Genomic DNA, 20,521 nt, shown 5'->3' with positions numbered 1-20,521 from the left:
GCGTGTCCTTATTTGGCCGTTGGCGCGACTGCCGCCGGACCGGCCGCGCGCGCGGGCACGCCCTCGGCGACGACGTGTACCAGGTCGCCGTCGTTGAGGAAGCCGGCGCCGCGTAGCACCACCTGCATGTCGGCCGTCAGGCCGCCCTTGACCTCGATGCGATCGCCCAGGCGGCGGCCCGGCTGCACCTTGATCTGACTGACCTTGCTGTCGGTGTTCAGGCGGAACACGAAGCTGAAGCCGTCGCGCACCACGATCGACTGCTGCGGCACGGTCAGCGCATCCGATTTACCCAGCTCGAACTGGCCGCTGGCGAACATGCCGGCCTTGAACGGCGCCTCGCCGGCGCCGGCGTTCAGCGGCAGGTCGACATACACCAGCGCGGAGCGGGTTTGCAGGTCGACGGTCGGCGCGATCATGCGCACCTTGCCGGTCACTTCGCTGCCGTTGGCCGCCTTGACGATGGCCGGTGTGCCCGGCTTGAGGCTGCGCAGGTCGTTGGCCACCACCTCGGCGCGCCATTCCAGGCGGCCCTGGCGGATCATGCGGAACAGCTCCGTGCCCGGCGCCGACACGGAGCCGACGGTGGCATTGGCGGTCCTGGCGGAGATGATGCCGCTGTCCGGCGCCACCACCCTGGTGTATTTAAGGCGCAGCTGCTGGTTCGCCAACGCCGCCTTGGCCGAGGCGATGCGGGCGTTGGCGGTTTGCTCGGTGGTGTTGTACTGGCTGATTTGCTGCGCGCTCAGGGCGCCGGAGTTTTGCAGGGTGCGCGCGCGCGCCGCGTTGGCCACTGCGTCGGCGGCGTTGGCCTCGGCCTCCCGCAGCGCGGCTTTCGACTGGGCGATGTCGGCGTTGATGGTCTCGGCCGAGAACACGGCCAGCACCTCGCCGGCCTTGACGACGTCGCCGACGTTGACGCGCACCTCGGTCAGGCGCAGGCCGTTCGATTCGCTGCTGACGCTCGCCTCCTGCCAGGCGGCGACGTTGCCGTTGGCGGCCAACTTGATCGGCGCGCTGGCGGTCGATGGCCTGGTGGTGGTCACGGTCAGCGCGGCCTTGGGCGCTGTGGCCTTCTTTTCATCGGCGGCCTGCGTGGCCGGCGAGTACACGGCCATGCCGATGCCGCCGGCGACGAAGACTGCCAGCAGGGCGATGGCGAGCGGTTTCAGATTGGTTTTCAGAGTTTTCATGATGGACGAATAGGTTGTTCTTATTGGACGTTGGCGCCGTTGGCGTTGGAGGTGGCGACTGCAGGGGCGCCGTCGGCCGGCGCGCTCCAGCCGCCGCCGGCGGCGCGGTAAAGCGATACCCAGGCGGCGCTGCGTTCGCGCTGCAGGTTGATGACGGTTTGTTCGGCGGCCAGGCGGGTGCGGCGCGCGTCCTCCAGTTCGAACAGGCTCGCCATGCCGTTCTTGTAGCGGTCTTCGACGGCGGTGAAATTGACGCGGTAGCCTTCCAGCGCGGTCTGGGCGTCGGTGGCGCGGGCGGCGGTGCCGTCCAGGTTGACCAGCGCCTGTTCCAGTTCGCTGACGGCCTGGCGCACCGTGGAGCGGTAGTTTGCAACGGCGTAGTCGTAGCGCGCGCCGGCCGCGTCGACGTTGGCACGGCGCCGGCCGGCGTCGAAGATCGGCACCGACACCGACAACGGGCCGATGGTCCAGGTGTCGGTCTTGGTGTTGTCGCCGCCGGAGCGGAAGTTGGCGATGCCGACCGAGCCGGATAAAGTCAGGCGCGGATAGCGCTGCGCCTGGGCGTTGCCCACCTCGGCGCTGGCGGCGGTCACTTCGCGTTCGGCGGTGAACACGTCCGGGCGCTGGTTCAGCGTATTGGCAGGCAGCGCGGCGATGGCCATGGCCGGCGCCACCGCGTCGGCGGCGGCCACGCCACTTTCAACGCCTTTTGCCAATTCGTGGCGCAGTTCCGCTTCCGGCAGCGCCGTCAGCGCCACCAGCACCTTGACGTTGACGTCGCAGGTGGCGCGCTGGGTCAGGTAGCGGTTATTGCCTTCGGCGGCGCTGGCGCGTGCCAGCGCCAGATTGGCGGGCGATTCGAAGCCGGCGGTCGCGCTCAGCTCCGTCAGGCGCGCGGTGTCGGCGCGCGAGGCGGCGTCCTGTTTGGCCACGGCCAGCAATTGTTGGCAGGCGCGCAGCGCGTAGTATTGGTTGGCCACTTCGGCGGCGACGGAGACGCGGGCGTCATGCCAGCCGGCGTGCGCGCTGTCGAGGCGCGCCTGCGCGGCGTCGCGGGTGGCGCGGTTGGCGCCGAAAACGTCGATCTCCCAGGATGTTTGCAGCGCCGCCTGCGAGGTGGTCCCCATCGGCATGGCCGATTGCTGGTTGGCGCGGCTGATGCTGCCCGTGCCGTCGAGCGTCGGCGCCAGCGCGGCGCCGGCGGTCACGCGGTCGGCGCGCGACTGCGCGATGCGCGAGGCGGCCGACGCCACCGTCGGGCTGACCGCCTGCGCCGATTCGATCAGTTGCACCAGCAGCGCGTCGGCCTGGTGGCGCCACCAGGTGGCCAGGTCGGCCTGGTTGCCGTTGTGCGGCAGCTGCGAAGGCAGCGGCGCCTGCCACTGTTGCGGCGCGCGGGCGTCGACGTGCGGCGCCGGCGGCGTCAGGGCGCAGGCGCTAAGCGCCGTGGCGACGGCCAATGCCGCCGTCGCGCGTACGATAATCTTCATGCTTTCCTTTGGAGTCTAAGTTTTTCGGCATTGAACAGCGCTTCGGCATAGTCGACCAGCCGTTCGCCCCACGCGGATATCGCCTCCGGCGTGGACAACATATGCGGGGTGATCGCATTGATGACGTCCTGGGAGATCATTAATTGTATGCAGAGCGCGGGAATTGAATAAGCCAGCCGGTGGACATCGTCGGTCGCCTCGGTCAGGCCCAGATGGCGGCACAACACCCCGACCAGCGCCAAGTGCTCGGGTTTGATGTTGTTTTCCACTTCCATCGCCCACAGCCCGGTGGGCTCGAGCATCTCGCGGAAGAACAGGCGCAACATCACATCGGCCTCCTGCTGCTGATGCAGCAGGGGGGCCATCATCTGCCCGTAATAGCCCTCCAGCGATTCGCGCAAGGTGAAGTGCGGCTGGTCGAAGGCGGCGATAGCGCCCCCCGGCTCGGCGCACATGAAAGTGAAGCAGGCCTGGTACAGGCCCGCCTTGTCGCCGAAGTAGTAGCTGATGGCGGCGACGTTGGTGCCGGCCGCCTGGGCGATCTCGCGCGTGGAGGTTTTGGAAAATCCCTGCTGGCCGAACAGCCGCATCGCCGAGACAAGCAGGCGCTCGCGCGACTGCTCGCCATCGGAGCGTGGCTTGCGGACGTCGTCCGCTGGCTGGCTGGAGGCCGTGGTGGTGGGGGAGGTGGGTTTAGCGTTCATGGCGGGATTACATCACATAACTCAAACAAATGATATAACTAAATCATTTGTTTAATTTAGTGATGAACTATCGCACTGCAGCAGAGCCAACCGATGGTCAACTCTGCCGTGAACCGAGAAAAAAGGGCAAAAAAAAAGCCCGCCACCGTGAGGTTGCGGGCTAAATTCCAATGTTCAGCGAACGGTTGGAGGAGACAGTTCCAATATATCCCCATTTATGTTGCGGTGCAATACGGTAGAAATACTGTATTTATGTCGCCACAGTGCATACTCAGGCTAACCGCGACGCGGCAACGCCAGGGTGAACGTGCTGCCGTGGCCGAAATCGCTTTTGAAGAACAGCGAGCCGCCGATCAGGTTGGCGAGGTTCTGGCACAGGTACAGCCCCAGGCCGGCGCCTTCCGCGTGCCGGGTCGACGTCGAATCGAGCTGCGAAAACGCCTGGAACAGTTTGCTCTGGTCTTCCTCGCGGATGCCGGCGCCGCTGTCGGCCACCGAGAACTCGATGATGTTCTGGCCTTCGCCCGGGCGCAGCGCCAAGGTCACGCGCACGGTGCCCGTTTCGGTGAATTTGATGGCGTTGTTGCCAAGGTTGAGCAGGATCTGCGTCAGCGCGCGACGGTCGGTCTCCAGCACCACGGCCCCCGGCGCCAGATCGAGCTCAAGCGCCAGCCCTTTTTGCAGCGCCAGCGGACGCAGGGTGTCGACGACGTCGGTGACGAGCTCCTGGCACTGCACCGTTTCCAGCTCCAGGGTCACCTTGCCGGCTTCGATCTTGGCCACGTCGAGGATGTCGTTGATCAGCGAGAGCAGATGGCGCGCGCTGGTGCGGATGGTGTTGAGCTGCTTGTCCTGTTCCGCCGTCAGCGGGCCGGGTAGCTTCATCAACAGCGCGCCGGTGAAGCCGATGATGGCGTTGAGCGGCGTGCGCAGCTCGTGCGACATGTTGGCGATGAAGGCCGACTTCATGCGGCTGGCCTCGGCCAGCTCCAGGTTTTTCAGCGCGATCTCGCGGTTGATGGTTTCCAGCTCGCCGGCGTGGTGGGCCAGGCGCATATTGAGCTCGATCACCTGGCGTTCGCGCGCCTGCAGTTCGCTGTTGACCTGCACCGCCTGCTCGTAGGTGGAGATCAGCAGGTCGAGGATCTGCTGGCGTTCGGCGTTGATGAAGTGCTTTTGATCGCCCAGGTAGAGGGCGATGCCGACCTCCATGTTCTGGTTCTTGCGCAGCTTCTGGTTCATCAGCATGTGGCCGATGCGGTTGAGCAGATAGTCCTCCGCGTACGGTTTGCGGATGAAGTTATCGGAGCCGCATTCGATGCCGCGGATGATGTCCTTCGGGTCCATCAGCGACGTCACCAGGATCACCGGGATGTCGCGCAGGGCCGGATCGGTCTTGATGGCGCGGCACAAGGTGTAGCCGTCCATTTCCGGCATCACGATGTCGGACAATACCAGGTGCGGCTTGCGTTCGCGGATCGCTTCCAGCGCCAGCCGGCCATTGCCGGCCACGCGGGCCTTGTAACGCATCGACTGGATCAGGCGGCGCAGTCTTTCGGCCTGGGTAGGGCTGTCTTCGACGATCAGAATTTCGATTTCGTCGGGCTGTATCTCGTAGCTGGCGTCCACAGACGGCCCTCCTGATTGCGGTATTTAGCTGATGTGACTATATCGGATTTAGCTCTCAAGCAGGGGATTTTCCTGCCCTTGGAAACTGCCCGCGCGCCAGGTTAGCACCAGCGTGTCGCGGTGCCCATGCCCGGACAGCGGCTGGATCGGCGTCGATTCGTGGATCACGGTGGCGTCGTCGAGCAGCAGCATGGTCCACGGCGCGGTCATCGTGAAGCGTTTGCCGTTCGGTCCATCGGCTTCAAAGATGCGAGTCTCCCCGCCTTTGATATCGGCGCGCGCGATCAGGATCACGGCGACGAAATCGACGCCGTCGCGGTGCGCGCCCTCGGGCGTCGGTCGGCCGATGCCGTCGGTGGTGTCGATGCGGAACTGGTGCGCCTCCACGTACCACGGCTTGCCGGCATGGGCGTCGCCGCGCGCGGCGGCGCACACCTGGCCGATCGCCGCCACCAGCGCGTTCCAGGCCGGTTGCGCCACGGTCTCCGGCAGCATCGGCTCGAACAGGCGGTTCATGCCGCCGTGCAGGGCGTTGTACTCGAGCGGCTGCCAGTGGGCGCGGTGGGTCGTCTGCGTCAGCCGCGCGCCGTCCTGCACGAAGCACGAGTGGCGGCGGCGCCGATAGCGCCCGCCGTCCTTCAGATAGTTATCCAGCTCCAGCGCGTCCCAGCTTGGAATGAGCGCGTTAAGCTCGGCCAGCGGCACGCCGGCCAGCGCGGCCACGTCGTCCGGCGCCAGCAGCGCGTAGCCGGCGCCGCGCAGCGCCGCCACCGTGTCGCCCGGCGGCGTGAAAATCGGGGCGGAGGTCGTCGGGGCGGAGGTCGTCATGCGCTTAGTTGGCCGAGGCCATCAGGCTGGCGCGCAGCGCGTCGAGCTGCTGCTTCATGCCGACCACCTCGTCCAAGGTGCACTTGGTCGCTTGCAGGATGGCAGGCGGCAGCTTGGCCGCCTCGTGGCGCAGCGCGTCGCCCTGCGGCGTGAGCGTGATGATGACCTGGCGCTCGTCGCTGGCGGCGCGGGTGCGGGTCAGCAACTCGGCCTGCTCCATGCGCTTGAGCAGCGGCGTCAAGGTGGCCGAATCGAGGAACAGGCGCTCGCCCACCTCGGAGACGGTGAGCTCGTTTTTCTCCCACAGCACCATCATGACGAGGTACTGCGAATAGGTCAGGCCCAGGCCGCGCAACAGCTTGCGATAAATTTTACTCATCGCCAGCGATGTCGAATACAGCGCAAAGCACAGCTGCCCGTCCAGCTGCGGCACGGCGGCTGCCGTGGTGTCGTCGGGTTGTTTTTTCGTGTTCATGCTTCCATTATGGGTAGTGCGCTATACAATTGCAAGCGATGGCGTGTAAAAAATATTCGGCGGCAGATTAGGCTGATCATCCGGCCCCACTCAGTTATGATGGGGTTGAGATGCTGCGCGGACCAGCAAGCGACAGCCGTTGTATAGGACTAAATCCGGGGGGTAGCGGTACATGAACGTCAAAAAAGCCATCGTACTCATCGTCGACGAGGCTTCGGACAATCTGATCGAGATGAATCGACTGTTGCAGAAACAGTACGAAATCCGGCTGGCCAACAGCGGCCGGGCGGCGCTGTCGGTGATGCAGCAGGTGCCGCGCCCGCATCTGGTTGTGCTGGACACGGCGCTGCCCGACATCGACGGCTACGCCGTCTGCCAGCAGCTCAAATCGAACCCCGACACCGCCGACATCCCGGTGATCTTCCTGCAAGCCGGTGAAGGGCGCGACGAGGAGCGCGCCCTGATGGAGGGCGGCGCCGACGTCGTCGCCAAGCCGGTGGTCGGCGACGTGCTGCGCGCGCGCGTCGACACCCACCTGCAGCTGCGCCACTCGCGCGAGCTGCTCAAGCAGCAGCGCAACCTGCTCGAACACGTGGTCGAGGAGGTCACGCTGGAGCTGGGCCAGATGCTCGACGCGATGATCTGGGCGCTGGCGTCGCTGGCCGAGACGCGCGAATACGAGACCCCCAACCACCTGCGCCGGGTGCAGCACTACGTGGTCGCGCTGGCGCGCCAGCTGCAAGGGCACAAGCGTTTTTCCGAGGAACTCAGCGACGCCAACATCAAATCGCTGTACAAGGCCGCGCCGCTGCACGACATCGGCAAGGTGTCGATTCCCGACGCCATCCTGCTCAAGCCGGACCGCCTGACCGAGGCCGAATTCGCCGTCATGAAAATGCACACGGTGTACGGGCGCGACGCCATCGTCAACGTCGAAAACCACCTCGGCTACACCAACACATTCCTGCGCTACGCGCGCGAGATCACCTACTCGCACCAGGAGAAGTACGACGGCTCCGGCTATCCCGAGGGCCTGGCCGGCGAGGCGATCCCGATGTCGGCGCGGCTGATGGCGGTGGCCGACGTCTACGACGCGCTCATTTCCAAGCGGGTCTACAAGCCGGCCTTCACCCACGAGACGGCGATGGAGATGATACGCCAGGCCAGCGGCGAACATTTCGATCCCGACGTGGTGGACGCCATGCTCACGGCCGAGGAGGAATTCATGGCCATCGCCGAGCGCTATAGCGACAGCCAGGGCGACGAAGGCGGCGACTCCCTGCCGTTCGTCGCGACCTGACCCGGCGCCGGCATGCGCTCGCGCGGCTTACTGGCTTTCGCCACCGGCATTTGCGTGACAGTCGGCACTTGCTATGTGGTGGCCACCGAGCAGCGCGCGCAGGTGCGGGCCAACTTCCAGCGCGACGCCGACAAGGTCACGCGCGACACCGAGGTGCGGTTGCAGACCTACTTCGACATGCTACTCAGTATCAAGGGCATGTACGCGCTGGACGACCGCATCGACCGCGCCAGTTTCAACCGCTTCATCCGCGAGCTCAGGCTGGACCGGCGCTATCCCGGCTTCCAGGCGATCCAGTTCGTGCGGGTGGTGCCGGAGGAGCGGCTGGCCGCGTTCACCGAGTCGGTGAGGCGCGACACCAGCGTCGACCCGCACGGTTATCCGGAGTTCCACGTCCATCCGGCCACACGCCGGCCGGTGCACTACATCATCGAGTACACCGAGCCGCTGAAGGGCAACGAGAATGCCTTCGGCCTCGATCTGGCGATGCTGCCGCCGCATTTGAAGTCGCTGGAGATGGCGCGCGACAGCGGCGACATCGTCGCCACCGAGCGGATCACCTTGGTGCAGGACAATAGCGGCGAACCGGGTTTCGTGGCGCGCGCGGCGGTCTTCCGCAACGGCATGCCGACCCGGACGGCCGAGCAGCGCGCCGAGGCGCTGGTGGGATTCGTCGCCATCGTCTTCCGCGTCAACGCCCTGATGCGCGAGGTGATCGACGCCCCCTTGCTCGAGCATCTGCACGTGCGGATCGAGGACAGCGGATACGGCGGCACGGCCATGCCGCCCGCATCGAGCGAGACGCTGTTGTACGACAGCGACGGCAAGGTGGACGCCATCGAACCGGCCAAATTGCTGCCGCTCGAGCTAACCTCGCTCAAGGTGCTGCCGGTGGGGCACCGGCGCTGGCTGCTGCGCTTCCACGGCCACGAGGGATCGCGCTACGGCAGCTCGTCGATGCCGGTGCTATTGATCGGCGTGGCGGGATTCATCATCAGCGCCTTGATCGCGGCGTTGCTGGTGTCGGGGCGGCGCCTGACCGACGCCAAGCACGGACTGGAACACAGCCTGGCGGAGCTGGAGCGGCAAAAGAGCAACGTCGAGCAGGCGCGCAGCGATCTGGCGTCGGTGGTGCAGACGCTCAAGCAGGCGCAGACCAATCTGGTGACGTCGGAAAAAATGGCGGCGCTGGGCGCGCTGGTGGCCGGCGTCGCGCACGAACTGAATACGCCGATCGGTAACAGCTTGCTGACGGCCAGCGCGCTGAGCGACATGGTGCGCGACTTCGAGCGGCGGCTGGCGGCCGACGGCGGCCTGAAACGCTCGGCGCTGGAGGCGCACCTGGCCGAGGCGCGCAAGGCCTGCGACATCATGAACAACTCGCTGACGCGCGCCGCCGATCTGATCACGTCGTTCAAGCAGGTGGCGGTGGACCAGGCCAGCGGCCAGCGGCGCAAGTTCCATCTGGAGGACGTGGTGCGCGACACGCTGGCGACCTACGCGACGCAGTTGCGGCGGCGCGTATGCGAGGTCAGTGTCGATGTGCCGCACGACCTGGAGTTCGATTCCTATCCGGGCAGTATGAGCCAGGTGCTGAGCAACTTGATCGGCAACGCGCTGCTGCATGGTTTCGACGGGCGCGATAACGGCGCCATCAACATCAGGGCGCGGCGCAGCGCCGAGGGCTCGGCGACGCTGGAATTCCGCGACGACGGCGTCGGCATGACGTCGGGCACGCTGCACAAGATCTTCGATCCGTTCTTCACCACCAAGCTGGGGCAGGGTGGCTCGGGGCTGGGGATGAATATCGTCTATAACATCGTGACCGGCGTGCTGCGGGGGACGATCAGGGTGGAGGCGGAACCGGGCAAGGGCACGTGCGTGACGTTGGAGTTGCCATTGGATCCGCCACGGTGACACGTAGGGCGGATTAGCGCAGCGTAATCCGCCATGCATGCGTATCGGCGGCTCATAGATGGCGGATTACGGCGTTCCGCCTAATCCGCCCTACGTGTTTTATTGGTCTCAAGTGCCGTACCGCTGGCGCAGCAGCGCCAGCATCGCCACGTTCAGCTCCCACGCGTTCGACACTTCCTTTTGCGTGTAGGGCAGCGTTTGCGTGTACGGCACCGGGCCGAATTCCGGCGTCAATGTCAGGCGCTCGGCGCCGGCCGCGCGCCGCAGGCGCACCACCTCGTCCCACCACGACAGATGCGCTTCCAGCGCGGCCTGCGATTCCGGCGCGCGGAAGTCCGCCACCTGCGGCCCCTGCGGATGGCCGACGCGCGCGTGGATGTGGCGCACATGCGGCAAGGTCGCGGCCAGGGTTTGCGGCTGGTCGTCGAGCAGCGATTCGCAGGCGCAGCACCAGTGCGACAGATCGGCCGTCAACCGCAGCTCCGGCATCCGCCGCAGATACGGCAGCAACAGCATCGGATGCGCGCTGAAGCGGCTGCGGTGGATCTCGTGGTAAATCGGCACGCCGTGCCGGCGCGAGATGGCGTCCGCCAGCTCCAGCAGCTCGCCGTTTTGCTCCGGCGTGAAGTAGTCCTTGCCGGTCTGCGAGTTCACGTGCAGCGGCTTGGCGGCGCAGGCGTTGTTCAGCAACTCGTCCAGCGCCGCGCGGTGCGCGTCGAAGGCCGGCGCCAGCGCGGTTTCCCACTGCGACGCGATCAGTCCCAAGCCGGCGGCGGCGATGCGGCCGGTCCAGTCCCCGCGCGCGGCGGCGTCCAGCGGCAGCGACATTTCGATGCCGTCGAAACCGGCCGCCTTGACGCGGTCGACGAACACCTGCGGCGCCAGCTCGTTGTTGCCCCAGTGGGCGGCGAAGATTTGTACGATCAAAGGAAGCCCCGCACCGGGAAGCTGGCGTCGCGCTGGATCCAGTTCAGCGGCGAGTATTCGGTGGCGGCGTCGGTGACGTGCAGCGTGTAGGCGTGGCGCGAGAACGCCGAGCGGTTCGGCGCGCTGTAGTGCGGCAGCAGGCCGTGGAAGCATACCAGGCTGCCGGCCTTGCATTCGAGCGGCACGGCGGTGCTGTCGTCCGGCCACGGCATGTCGCTCAGTTTTTCCATGCGCACGTGGTCGCCGGTGCGCAGGAAGCGTTCGCGCATCGGACCGCGATGGCCGCCCGGCTCGGCCCACATGCAGCCGTTTTCCAGGGTCGCGTCTTCCAGCGCGAACCAGAACGTGGTCACGCTCACCGGATCGGTGTCGAAGTAGGTGGCGTCCTGGTGCCAGCGCACCTCGCCGCCGATGCCCGGCTGCTTGAAGATGTACATCGACTGCCACACCTGCGCGTCGTTCAGGCCCAGGTCGCGGGCGACGGCGACCAGGCGGGCGTCGGCCGAGAAGGTGCGGAACGCCGGATCGAGATCGTGCATCGCGTGGCCGATCTTGTTGATCGACAGCGACTTGTCCTGTTTCAGCTCGCCGTCCGGGCCGAAGGCCTCCTCTTCGAAGAAGCAGCGTATCGTGTTGTCGGAGCGCAGGAAGTAGTCGTCGGTGGTTTTTTCCTGTTCGACGGTGCTGAAGATGCCGGCGCCTTTCGGGTCGAATTCGTTGACAATCTGCGCGGCGCGGGCGCGCAGCGCGGCGATCTCGGCGGCGCTTTTGAAGTCCGGCAGCACGATGTAGCCATCGCGTTGATATTGTTGTTTTTGCGCGTCTGTCAGCATGTCCGGCTCCGGAATGATAGTGGTGATGAGGCATTGTACGGCGCGGCGCGGGGTCGAACAATCCGCAAAAGGTTGACACATTGTCGTCAAAATGGAGACAATCAAGCATGGATCAATTGCGCGCAATGGAGATATTCGTCGAGGTGGCAAGGCTGCGCAGCTTCAGCGAGGCGGGCCGCCGGCTGGGGCTGACTCGGGCGATGGTCAGCAAGCACATCCTGCAGCTGGAGGACCGGTTGCAGGCGCGCCTGTTGCACCGCTCGACGCGGGAGGTGAGCCTGACCGACGCCGGCCAGGCCTACCTGGCGCCGTGCATGGCGACGGTGGAGCAGGCGCGCGAGGCGGCGCGCGTGGTTGCCCACAGCGGCGCGGAGCTGGCCGGGCCGCTGCGGATACAGGCGCCGTCCAGCTTTGGCAGCGAATGGCTGGCCGGGGCGGTGGCGCGTTTCAACATGATGCACCCGCAGCTGTCGCCGATGCTGTACCTGGACGACGCGCTGCTCGATCCGATCGAGCATGGCTTCGACCTGACGATACGGGTGGGCGGCATTCCGGACGTGCACGCGCTGGCCATGCGCCCGTTGGCGCCGTGCCGCGGCGTGTTGTGCGCGTCGCCGGATTATCTGGCGCGGCATGGCGTGCCGCGCATGCCGGAGGATTTGCACGATCATCGCTGCCTGCACTTCAGCCATCTGACCGACGGCACGGCGTGGCATTTCAGCAAAGGCGGGGAGCGGCGCACGGTGCGCGTGCAGGCCGCGTTCACGGCCAATAATGGACTGGTGCTGCAGCAGGCCGCGCAGCAGGGGTTGGGCATCGTCTACAACACGACCTTCCTGGCCTGGCGCGCGCTGACGGAGGGGACGCTGGTGCCGGTGCTGGCCGACTGGGAGCTGCCGCTTAACTATCTGAGCGCGCTTTATCCGGCCAGCCGCCAGCCGTCGCCCAAGGTGCGGGCGCTGATCGATTTTCTGGTGGCGGAGTATCAGCCGGTGCCGCCTTGGGACAGCAAGTTGGCTTTGACTGACCACGAATCCACGTAGGGCGGATTAGCGTAGCGTAATCCGCCAATGCGTGCGTTACGGCGGCTCATACATGGCGGATTACGGCGTTCCGCCTAATCCGCCCTACGTGTTTTAGATGGGTTTTTAAGCCACCTAAACTTGCCACGCGCCGTCGCGGTACACCTGCTCGTCGTCCAGATACACCGCCTCCGTCACCGCGAACACGTCGACGTGATAGCGCGCTTCCTTGCGCTTGAACTGCGGCTTGGCGTACACGCCGTGCTTGGCGCCCAGCGACAAATGGATGCCGCACATGCGTTCGAAGGTGCCGATGTCGTCGACCATGCAGTCGCGCGAAAACGCCCGGTTCATGCCGAAACCGAGCTCGCGCAGCCACACCTCGCCCTCGTGCGCGCGGATGATGGCGAGCATGTTGTCGAATTCGGGCGTGGCGTTTTCGGCGCCCACCACGCGGCCCTTTTCAACGATCAGGGTGACCGGCGCGGCCGGCTTGTTGACTAAAAACGCGGTGTCGCCGAAGACGAAGATGCGTACCCGCCCGTTGACCGCCTCCAGGTCGCGCGCCTCGGTGAACACCTCGCCCAGCGGGAACTGGCCGCCAACGTTGTTCATTTCGCTGTAGTCGCCGATATTGAGCTTGGCCGATTCGAACGGCGACCCGAACACCAGCCGCTCGCCGTCGCCGCTGTCGACCACGCCGTGTTGCGCGGCGTCGATGCGGGCCTTGAGCGCATGGCCGACGCCCCGGTAGTAGGCCGGGTCGTAGGCCAGCGAAGCGATGTAGTGCAGCCCCTGTTCGCCCGGCATGCGCGACAGGTGCACATGCTCGATCACCTTCAGGCCGCGCTTGAACAATTCGATACGGATGCGGAAGGCTTCGAGCCGGAAGCTGGTCGACTGGATCAGCACCACCAGGTCGCCCGCCGCCATGCCGGCGAAGGCGGCCAGCACGTCGTCCGGCGAGACGGTGTCGAAGTCGACGAAATGCGCGTCCGGCACCACGCGGCGGTAGGCCTCGGTCAGCGCCCGGTTGAGGTCGGTGCGGGTGTCGTGGACGATCAGCGCGGCGCGCGGCGCGGCGTGTTCGATGGCCAGCGCCAGGGTGTCGCGCACATTGCGCTCGGCCGTGTCGACCGCGTAGTCGGGAATGTCGCCAAAGCGGGAGGTAGTCATTGAGGAAACAGGGTCTGCCGTGGGGAAGGCGCCATTATAAGGGCTTTCATATGGGTATTCGCGCCGCCGCCACGCCGCAGCGCATTCTCCTTGTAATGACCAGGGGAGCGATATAGAATCGGGAATATAGCCTAGCAGCAACTCCTTGGCATAACAACAGGAAGCATGATGACGGTAATAATGGGACAGGATTTGCCGCTGGAGCGCCCGGACGCGAACGGACGCGCCGCGTTGTTCGTGCCGACGGCCGGCATCAAGGAAGACGTGCTGGAGACGGTGCGCAAGGGTTCGGCCATTGTCGGTTTCGGCAACCATGACCGGACGTTAACCATCTATTACGAGAGCAACCGCTTCAACGAACCGAACCTGGTCAAGTGGGAGCAGAAGGCGCGCAAGGCCTTCGAGCGCCTGGCCGACAACCTGCCGACGGTGTCCAAGATGGTCAGCAAGCCGGAGAACTTCGAGCAGGTCGGCTACATCAGCAGCAAGGGCATCCTGATCCGGCGCATGGAGAAGCTGCTGAACTGGCTGGAGACGTCGGAGGCCGCCGAGACCGCGCCGACATCGGAAAACATCGTCTTCACCCCGCCTCCGCCGCCCAAAAAAATCGACTGAGCCGCTGGTCTTCCTGTCATGATGTCCCGTGCGCTGCGTCGGCACGGGATGTTGTATGTTAATGACAATATGTAATTCTTGAGGGAGACGATGATGGCTACTAATACAAGCACGACCATTCGCGGCGCCGGCGCCTTGCTGCTGGCGATGGCGGCGCTGCTGGGCGGTTGCCAGAAGGACGATCCGAGCGAGGCCGGCCCCGCCGAGCGCGCGGGCCGCAAGGTCGACGAGGCCACGGCCAGGGCCGGCAGCGAGCTGAGCCAGGTGCGCGACACCGCCGGCCAGCAGATGAGCGAAGCGGCCAGGGACACCAGCCAGAAGATCGACCGGGCCGCCGAGACGGCCGGCGAAAAACTGGACCGCGCCACCGATACGGCGGGACAAAGGATAGACAGCGCCGCCACCACGGCCGCGCAAAAGCTCAACGAGGCCAGCGAGGCGGCCGGCCGCAAACTGGAGCGGGCTGGCGAGAAAATGCAGGAAAAGGCGCAGGAGCGCGAAGCCACTACGCCGGCGAAGTAACGGCGATATAAGAGCTGAAGGCGAGCTAAAGGCGAGCTAAAGGCTCAGGCGGCGGCCGGCGCCGACGCCCGCGCCGCCGTGTCGCCCGACACCACGCTCAAATCGACGAAACCGTCGCGCCACGCGCGTTCCAGGTCCTGTTCGATCGCCTCCATCGACGTGCGCTCGAGGTTGGCGAAGCCGCGCACCCCGTATGCCCGGTTGCGTCCATGCGACTTGGCCAGGTACAGCGCCATGTCGACCAGGTTGACGGCCCGCTCCCACGGCAGCGGCACGCCGCCCGGCGTGAGCGGGAACGGCGAAAACCCGACCGACACGTTCACCGAAATCTCGTGCCCCTGATAGCGGATCGTCTGCGACGAGATCCCCGTTAGTATCCGCTGCGCGATGTCGTCCAGGCCGTGGCGCGGACTGGCGGGCAGGAAGGCCAGGAATTCCTCGCCGCCCCAGCGCACGATCATGTCGGTCTCGCGCAGCGCGATGCGCAAATTCTCGGAAATCATTTTGAGCACCGCGTCGCCGGCGGCGTGGCCGTAGGTGTCGTTGACGTTTTTGAAGTGGTCGACGTCGAGCAGGAACAGCGCGCCGATGATGTCATTGCGGTGCTCGGCGCGTTTTTCCACTTCCGGCGCCAGCTTCTCCTGCGGCTTGAGGCCGCGCATGTACTCCTGGAAGTGGCGCCGGTTGTACAGCGACGTCAACGGATCGAGCGTCGATTGCGCCTTGAGCTCGAGGTTTTTCTCTTCCAGTTGCGCGTTGGCGTTGCGCACCTTGCGGTACAACATGCCGATCATCACCGAGGCCAGTCCGAACACCAGCGCCAGCAGCCACCAGATGCGCTGCTGCAGGCGGCGGTTGTCGATCTCCACGCCCTTGAGCTGGTTCTCGCGGCTGAGTAGCTCGATCTGGCGCTGCTTCTTTTCTGCCTCGTATTTTCCCTGTAGTTCCAGCATCGACTTCTGGCGCTGCTTTTCGAACAGCTCATTCGAGAGCTGCCGTTCGCGGTGGTAGGCCGACAACGCGCCGGCCAGGTCGCCCGAGCGCTCCAGCGCCTCGCCATATTCATGCAGGACGGCTTGCAGGTCGGGCTTGTTGTTTTCCTGCTCGTAGCGCGCCATGCCCGCCTCGTACTGCTGTTTTCCCTCGGCGATGCGGCCCATGGACAGATAGGCCTGGCCCAGGTTCACGCGCGCCGTCGCCGCCGTCGACGGATCGTTGGTGCGCTCCGTCGAGCGCAGCGATTCGAGCGCGTAGTGCGCCGCGCGCGGATAGTCCTTCTCCTTGAGGTAGCTGTCGGACAGGTTCACCAAGGTGACGCCGACCATGCGTTCGGCGCCCAGCTTGCGTTCCAGTTCCAGGCTGAACAGCAGCGCCCGCAAGGCGCGCTTGGGCTGGCCGGAATCGATCGCCAGGCCGTATTCGGTGTTCTTGGCCATCGCCATGCGCCCCGGCGACTTGAGCTTTTCGGTTTCGGCCAGCAGCTCATCCAGGGTCTCGGAGGCCTGCTCGTATTCCTTCATCTGCGTGTACAGCTTGGCCAGCGCGTTGAGCGCGGCGGCCGGCATCGCCGGGTCGTCGCGCACCGTGCGCGACAGGTCGACCGCCTGTTGCAGCTTGATCAGCGCCTGCGGGAAGTTGCCCTGCTCGGCGTAGCTCTGGCCGGCCGTGATGGTCGCCTGCGTGCGCAGCGCGGCGTTGTCGGTGCCCATGGCCAGTTTTTCGGCGTCGAAGGCGAGGGCGTGCGCGGCGTCGACCTCGGCCTTGGCGGACAGCACGTAGACCTTGTTGAGCAGGCCCTTGGCGACGATGACGTTGTCTTTGAGGCTCTTGCCGTAGGCGATGACCTGTTCGGCGCCGGCCATCGCCTCGGTGTTGTCGCCCATGCGCATGCGCGAGGCGCTGATCTGGACCAGCAGTTCGGCGCGGGTGTAGGGGGATTTGTCGGCCGCCTCCGGCTGCAAGGTCAGCAGCTCGGCGAGCGCCTTGTCGGGGACGAAGCGGCTTTGCTCGCGGATGTCGAACAGGCGGCTGTTGAGGGTGGCCTCGTCCATCTGGGCGAAGGCCGCCACGGGACACAGCGCGAGAGCCGCCGCCAGTGCGCCGGTACGGGCCTGGATCAACCACCAGCTGTTTCTCTTCACCGCCAACGCCAAGCCCCTTGAATACGCCCCGCCACTGCGGAGTAGTGCGGGTAATTATATTCTTGTTGCAACTACGAAAGTCTGTGGTGCGCGTATTTTTCCTTGAAAAGCGCACACCCGTGCCGGTATGCGTTTCCAAGTTGATAAATGAAGCCGGCCGAAGGGGTTACGCGGCCAGCTGCTGCAACAGGTACAGCCGCTGATACAGCCCGCCGTCGATCTGCATCAGCTGCTCGTGCGGCCCGGTCTCGGCGATGCGGCCGTGATTGAGCACGATGATGCGGTCGGCGTCGCGGATCGTCGACAGCCGGTGCGCGATGGCGATCACCGTCACCTTGCCGCGCAACTCGTTCATCGCCACCTGCACGATCTGCTCCGTTTGCGAGTCGATGTGCGAGGTCGCCTCGTCGAGCAGCAGGATGCGCGGTTGCCCCGCCAGCGCGCGGGCGATGGCGATCAACTGCTTTTGGCCGACCGACAGGCGCGAGCCGCCTTCGCCCAGCGGGGTTTCGTAGCCCTGGTCGAGCGCCGTGATGAAGTCGTGCGCGTGCGCCGCGCGCGCCGCCGTCTCGATCTGCTCCTGCGTCAGGCCGCGCCCCATGTCGATGTTCTCGCGCGCGGAGGCGGCCAGCAGGAACGGGTCCTGCGGCACCAGCCCGACCTCGGCGCGGAAGCGTTCGTTGTCGATCTCGTCGAGCGGCACGCCGTGGATGGCGATGCTGCCGTGGCGCGCCGGGTAAAAGCGCAGCAGCAGCGACAGCAGGGTCGATTTGCCGCTGCCGGTATGGCCGACGATGCCGAAGAACGCCCCCTGCGGGATCTTCAGCGACAGGTCGTGCAGCACCGTCTGGCCTTCGTTGTAGGCGAAGTTCAGATGGTCGATCGCCACGGCCGGCCGGGCGTCGTCGTCGCGGCGGTCGGTCACGCCGTGGCTGGCGCGGTTGTTGCCATTGCTCGGCGCTGTCGCCGTATGCTCGTTGGCCGCCGCCTCATCGAGCAGGGTCGCCACGCGCGCGCTGGCCACCACCGCCTGCTGCAATTGGCTGAACTGCATGGTGATCTGGATCAGCGGCTCGATCACGCGCGCCAGGTAGCTGATGAAGGCGTACAGCACGCCGACCTCGGTGGCCGTCATCTCGCGGTTGCCGAACATGAAGATCACGGCGGCCAGCAGGATGATGTTGAACAGGTCCAGCGCGGGGCGCAGCAGCCAGGCGTTGGCGCGCAGCTCGGCCAGGCGCGCCGTGTAGTGGTCGTGGTTGGTGGCGGCGAAGCGGGCGCCGAAGCGGGCCTCGGCGTTGTTCGCCTGTAGCACGCTCATGCCGCCGATCGACTCGGCCATCTGGCCATTGATGTCGCTGCGCAGCGCGCGGGCGCGGGTGACGGCCGGCGCGCTCCAGCGCTGGTACAGCCAGACGATCACCAGCACCGCCGGCAGCAGCGCCAGCACCATCGACATCAGGCGCCAGTCCAGCCACGCCATCGCGGCGATGGTGCCGACCAGGACGATCGTGCTGTCGAGCATGACGAACAGCACCTGGATGTACAGGTTCTTGACCGCCTCGGTGTCGTTGGTCACGCGCGAGACCAGCTGGCCGGTGATGGCGCGGTCGAAGAACGACATCGGCAACAGCAGCACATGGCCGTAGACCATTTGCCGCAGCCGCATCACCGAGCGCATGGCCAGGCCGGACAGGCGCACCAGCTGCAGGTAGCGCAGGCCGCTGGCGATCCAGCCGGTCAGCAGCAGGCCGGCCAGCAGCGCGGCCATGCGCGGCCAGTCCAGGTGGCGCGGCAGCAGGTGTTCGTCGATCAGCGCCTTGCCCATGATGGGGCCGAGCACCTCGAGCAGCGCGGCCAGCATCAGCCACATGACGGCCCAGCCCAGGTGGTGCTGGTCGGGGCGGGCGGCGCGGTGCAGCAGCGCGAACGCCTGGCGCGTCTGGCTGCCGGTTTTTTCTTCGGTATTAGAGGGCATCGAGACTGGCTTCCAATTGTTGATAGCGCCACTGGCTGGCATACCAGCCGTCCTGCTCCAGCAGTTGTTCGTGGCTGCCGGTTTCGCTGATGCGGCCGTCGCGCAGCACGACGATCAGATCGGCGTTGACGACGGCGCTCAGGCGGTGGCTGGCGATGACGGCGCTGCGGCCCGGGCGCGCCCGGCGCAGTTCCTCCAGGTGCTCTAGGATGCGCGTCTCGGTGCCGGTGTCGACCGCCGACAGCGCGTCGTCGAGCAGCAGCAGGTCGTTGTCGGCCAGCAGCGCGCGGGCGATGGCCACGCGCTGGCGCTGGCCGCCGGACAGGGTGATGCCTTTTTCGCCGACCTCGGTTTCATAGCCGTTGGGGAAGTTGAGGATGTCATCGTGGATGGCGGCCAGGTTGGCGGCGTGTTCGACCTGGGCGCGGGTGGCGCCGGGGCGGGCCAGCGCGATGTTGTCGGCGATCGACGACGAGAACAGGAACGATTCCTGCGGCACCCAGCTGATGGCCGCGCGCAGCGCGTGCAGCCGGTACTGGTCGAGCGGATGGCCGCTCCAGCGCACGCTGCCCGATTGCGGCGTGAGCTGGCGCATCAGCACGCGCAGCAAGGTCGATTTGCCGCAGCCGGTGGGGCCGACCAGGCCCAGCGTCTGGCCGGGCTTGAGTTCGAGCGTGATGCCGCCGAGCGCCGGCGCCGATTGTTCCGGGTAGGCGTAGCCGACGCCGGCCAGCGTCAGCGGGCCGGGTTCGACCTTGGTCAGGCTGCCGTGGTCGTCGATGGCCAGCGGCGCGTCGAGCATCGGTTGCAGGCGCTGCCAGGCGGCGCGTCCGCGTTCGATCAGCGACAGCACCCAGCCGGCCGCGAACATCGGCCAGATCAACTGGCCCAGGTACATGGTGAAGGCGGTCAGCGAGCCGATGGTCAACTGGTCGTGCCACACCAGGTAGCCGCCCAGGCCGATGGTCAGCGCGCTGGCGGCGGTCAGCGTCAGGCCGACGGCCGGTTCGTATGCCGCTTCCCACACCTGCGCGCGCAGGCTGGCGTCGGACGCGTGTTGCGCCAGCTCGCCGAACTGCTTGGCGCTGCGCTGTTCGAGGCCGAGCGCGCGCAGGGTGCGCACGCCGGACAGGGTTTCCTGCACATGGTCGTTGAGGTCGCTGAAGCGCTTGAGCGAATCGGTCGAGGCGGTGTGGATGTGGCCGGAGATATACCAGAAGGCCCAGCCCATCAGCGGGAACGGCAGCAGGGCCACGCAGGCCAGGCGCCAGTCGACGCCGAGCAGCATCACGCCGAGCACCAGCACCAGGGTCAGCGCGCCGTCGAAGCCGGCCAGCATGGCCTCGCCGGCGGCCATCTCGATGGCGTCGATATCGTTGGTGGCCAACGCCATCAGGTCGCCGGTGCGCTGGCGCTGGTAGAAGCCGGCGCCCTGCAGCGACATGCGCGCGTACAGTCGGGTGCGTAGCGACACGCCCAGTTTGTAGGCGGCGCCGTACAGGATCTGGCGCCAGGCCACGCGCAGGAAGTAAATGGCCAGGCCGATCAGCAGCAGGCCGCCGATTTCCATCAGCAGGGCGTTGCCGGACAGGGTGTGGGCGGCCAGGCCGTCGATCATGGAGCCGACCTTGCGCGGCACCCAGACGGTGAGCGTCGCCACGCCGGCCAGCATCAGGCCGGAAACGGCATAGGCGCGGCTGTGCTGGCGTACAAAGCCGCCAATCAGCGCTGAGAGTGTAGACATGTTGCCTCGGAATAGCGTGGGGCCGGC

General features: G+C 66.1%; 17 protein-coding genes. 5 read left to right on the top strand and 12 right to left on the bottom strand.

Translation table 11 applies throughout. The features are described from left to right. Nucleotides 1-8 precede the first annotated feature (8 nt). The 6 genes from AC07P1_RS22700 to AC07P1_RS22675 all read right to left on the bottom strand — a co-directional run bounded on the left by AC07P1_RS22700 (nucleotide 9) and on the right by AC07P1_RS22675 (nucleotide 6,319). Nucleotides 9-1,193: an efflux RND transporter periplasmic adaptor subunit gene (locus AC07P1_RS22700; protein ID WP_494697973.1), complete on the bottom strand. Its 1,185-nt coding sequence runs from the start codon at nucleotides 1,191-1,193 to the stop codon at nucleotides 9-11. 20 nt (nucleotides 1,194-1,213) lie between these two features. Continuing rightward, nucleotides 1,214-2,683 carry an efflux transporter outer membrane subunit gene (locus AC07P1_RS22695; protein WP_494697972.1) on the bottom strand — a complete coding sequence of 490 codons (1,470 nt, stop codon included), beginning with the start codon at nucleotides 2,681-2,683 and terminating at the stop codon, nucleotides 1,214-1,216. Continuing rightward, complete coding sequence (locus AC07P1_RS22690; RefSeq protein WP_494697971.1) at nucleotides 2,680-3,387, bottom strand: CerR family C-terminal domain-containing protein; 708 nt, start codon at nucleotides 3,385-3,387, stop codon at nucleotides 2,680-2,682. Before AC07P1_RS22690 ends, AC07P1_RS22695 begins: the two co-directional genes overlap by 4 nt. Nucleotides 3,388-3,663: 276 nt before the next feature. Further along, complete coding sequence (locus AC07P1_RS22685) at nucleotides 3,664-5,016, bottom strand: hybrid sensor histidine kinase/response regulator (RefSeq protein ID WP_494697970.1); 1,353 nt, start codon at nucleotides 5,014-5,016, stop codon at nucleotides 3,664-3,666. Between the two features lie 48 nt (nucleotides 5,017-5,064). Then, a complete protein-coding gene (locus AC07P1_RS22680; protein WP_494697969.1) occupies nucleotides 5,065-5,844 on the bottom strand; it encodes a 2OG-Fe dioxygenase family protein in 780 nt (259 codons plus the stop codon). 4 nt (nucleotides 5,845-5,848) lie between these two features. Further along, the gene (locus tag AC07P1_RS22675; protein ID WP_494697968.1) at nucleotides 5,849-6,319 is read right to left on the bottom strand and encodes a MarR family winged helix-turn-helix transcriptional regulator; all 471 of its coding nucleotides are present in this window, start codon (nucleotides 6,317-6,319) and stop codon (nucleotides 5,849-5,851) included. A 172-nt stretch (nucleotides 6,320-6,491) separates the two neighbouring features. Between AC07P1_RS22675 and AC07P1_RS22670 the strand changes: the two genes are divergently transcribed. After that, nucleotides 6,492-7,619 carry an HD-GYP domain-containing protein gene (locus AC07P1_RS22670; protein WP_494697967.1) on the top strand — a complete coding sequence of 376 codons (1,128 nt, stop codon included), beginning with the start codon at nucleotides 6,492-6,494 and terminating at the stop codon, nucleotides 7,617-7,619. Nucleotides 7,620-7,673: 54 nt separating this feature from the next. After that, the gene (locus AC07P1_RS22665) at nucleotides 7,674-9,536 is read left to right on the top strand and encodes a CHASE domain-containing protein (protein ID WP_494697966.1); all 1,863 of its coding nucleotides are present in this window, start codon (nucleotides 7,674-7,676) and stop codon (nucleotides 9,534-9,536) included. Between the two features lie 108 nt (nucleotides 9,537-9,644). Here the strand turns inward: AC07P1_RS22665 and AC07P1_RS22660 are convergent, their stop codons facing one another. Then, a complete protein-coding gene (locus AC07P1_RS22660) occupies nucleotides 9,645-10,463 on the bottom strand; it encodes a sugar phosphate isomerase/epimerase family protein (protein ID WP_494697965.1) in 819 nt (272 codons plus the stop codon). Beyond that, complete coding sequence (locus AC07P1_RS22655) at nucleotides 10,460-11,296, bottom strand: phytanoyl-CoA dioxygenase family protein (RefSeq protein ID WP_494697964.1); 837 nt, start codon at nucleotides 11,294-11,296, stop codon at nucleotides 10,460-10,462. The genes AC07P1_RS22660 and AC07P1_RS22655 overlap by 4 nt, the downstream gene beginning before the upstream one ends. Nucleotides 11,297-11,403: 107 nt before the next feature. On the opposite strand from AC07P1_RS22655, the gene AC07P1_RS22650 reads away from it, so the two are divergent. Continuing rightward, entirely contained in the window at nucleotides 11,404-12,339 is a 936-nt protein-coding gene (locus AC07P1_RS22650; RefSeq protein ID WP_494697963.1) for a LysR family transcriptional regulator, read from the top strand. A gap of 114 nt (nucleotides 12,340-12,453) precedes the next feature. Here the strand turns inward: AC07P1_RS22650 and AC07P1_RS22645 are convergent, their stop codons facing one another. Further along, nucleotides 12,454-13,494, bottom strand: a complete 1,041-nt coding sequence (locus tag AC07P1_RS22645) for a M29 family metallopeptidase (protein WP_494697962.1) — start codon at nucleotides 13,492-13,494, stop codon at nucleotides 12,454-12,456. A 168-nt stretch (nucleotides 13,495-13,662) separates the two neighbouring features. Between AC07P1_RS22645 and AC07P1_RS22640 the strand changes: the two genes are divergently transcribed. Both AC07P1_RS22640 and AC07P1_RS22635 read left to right on the top strand, forming a co-directional pair. After that, on the top strand, nucleotides 13,663-14,109 hold the full coding sequence (locus AC07P1_RS22640; protein ID WP_494697961.1) for a hypothetical protein: 447 nt from the start codon (nucleotides 13,663-13,665) through the stop codon (nucleotides 14,107-14,109). Nucleotides 14,110-14,202: 93 nt separating this feature from the next. Continuing rightward, a complete protein-coding gene (locus AC07P1_RS22635) occupies nucleotides 14,203-14,631 on the top strand; it encodes an apolipophorin (RefSeq protein WP_494697960.1) in 429 nt (142 codons plus the stop codon). 44 nt (nucleotides 14,632-14,675) lie between these two features. Here AC07P1_RS22635 and AC07P1_RS22630 read toward each other — a convergent pair whose 3' ends face one another. The 3 genes from AC07P1_RS22630 to AC07P1_RS22620 form a co-directional block, all read right to left on the bottom strand. Next, nucleotides 14,676-16,772 (bottom strand): tetratricopeptide repeat-containing diguanylate cyclase, encoded by a 2,097-nt coding sequence (locus AC07P1_RS22630; protein WP_494697959.1) that lies wholly within the window; start codon nucleotides 16,770-16,772, stop codon nucleotides 14,676-14,678. A 166-nt stretch (nucleotides 16,773-16,938) separates the two neighbouring features. Then, complete coding sequence (locus AC07P1_RS22625; RefSeq protein WP_494697958.1) at nucleotides 16,939-18,750, bottom strand: ABC transporter ATP-binding protein; 1,812 nt, start codon at nucleotides 18,748-18,750, stop codon at nucleotides 16,939-16,941. Beyond that, on the bottom strand, nucleotides 18,740-20,494 hold the full coding sequence (locus AC07P1_RS22620; protein ID WP_494697957.1) for an ABC transporter transmembrane domain-containing protein: 1,755 nt from the start codon (nucleotides 20,492-20,494) through the stop codon (nucleotides 18,740-18,742). The genes AC07P1_RS22625 and AC07P1_RS22620 overlap by 11 nt, the downstream gene beginning before the upstream one ends. Nucleotides 20,495-20,521 lie beyond the last annotated feature (27 nt).

The organism is Duganella sp. GW821-FHT07F09, from assembly GCF_059418705.1.
Note: the sequence above shows the minus strand (reverse complement) of the source record. Positions and strands in the feature narration are given on the sequence as shown.

Bases quoted from the DNA above. Each gene is read 5' to 3' on its own strand.
- AC07P1_RS22680 (WP_494697969.1), bottom strand. From the start codon at position 5,844: ATGACGACCTCCGCCCCGACGACCTCCGCCCCGATTTTCACGCCGCCG.
- AC07P1_RS22695 (WP_494697972.1), bottom strand. From the start codon at position 2,683: ATGAAGATTATCGTACGCGCGACGGCGGCATTGGCCGTCGCCACGGCG.
- AC07P1_RS22625 (WP_494697958.1), bottom strand. From the start codon at position 18,750: ATGCCCTCTAATACCGAAGAAAAAACCGGCAGCCAGACGCGCCAGGCG.
- AC07P1_RS22670 (WP_494697967.1), top strand. From the start codon at position 6,492: ATGAACGTCAAAAAAGCCATCGTACTCATCGTCGACGAGGCTTCGGAC.
- AC07P1_RS22620 (WP_494697957.1), bottom strand. From the start codon at position 20,494: ATGTCTACACTCTCAGCGCTGATTGGCGGCTTTGTACGCCAGCACAGC.
- AC07P1_RS22650 (WP_494697963.1), top strand. From the start codon at position 11,404: ATGGATCAATTGCGCGCAATGGAGATATTCGTCGAGGTGGCAAGGCTG.
- AC07P1_RS22690 (WP_494697971.1), bottom strand. From the start codon at position 3,387: ATGAACGCTAAACCCACCTCCCCCACCACCACGGCCTCCAGCCAGCCA.
- AC07P1_RS22700 (WP_494697973.1), bottom strand. From the start codon at position 1,193: ATGAAAACTCTGAAAACCAATCTGAAACCGCTCGCCATCGCCCTGCTG.
- AC07P1_RS22655 (WP_494697964.1), bottom strand. From the start codon at position 11,296: ATGCTGACAGACGCGCAAAAACAACAATATCAACGCGATGGCTACATC.
- AC07P1_RS22640 (WP_494697961.1), top strand. From the start codon at position 13,663: ATGACGGTAATAATGGGACAGGATTTGCCGCTGGAGCGCCCGGACGCG.
- AC07P1_RS22645 (WP_494697962.1), bottom strand. From the start codon at position 13,494: ATGACTACCTCCCGCTTTGGCGACATTCCCGACTACGCGGTCGACACG.
- AC07P1_RS22675 (WP_494697968.1), bottom strand. From the start codon at position 6,319: ATGAACACGAAAAAACAACCCGACGACACCACGGCAGCCGCCGTGCCG.
- AC07P1_RS22635 (WP_494697960.1), top strand. From the start codon at position 14,203: ATGGCTACTAATACAAGCACGACCATTCGCGGCGCCGGCGCCTTGCTG.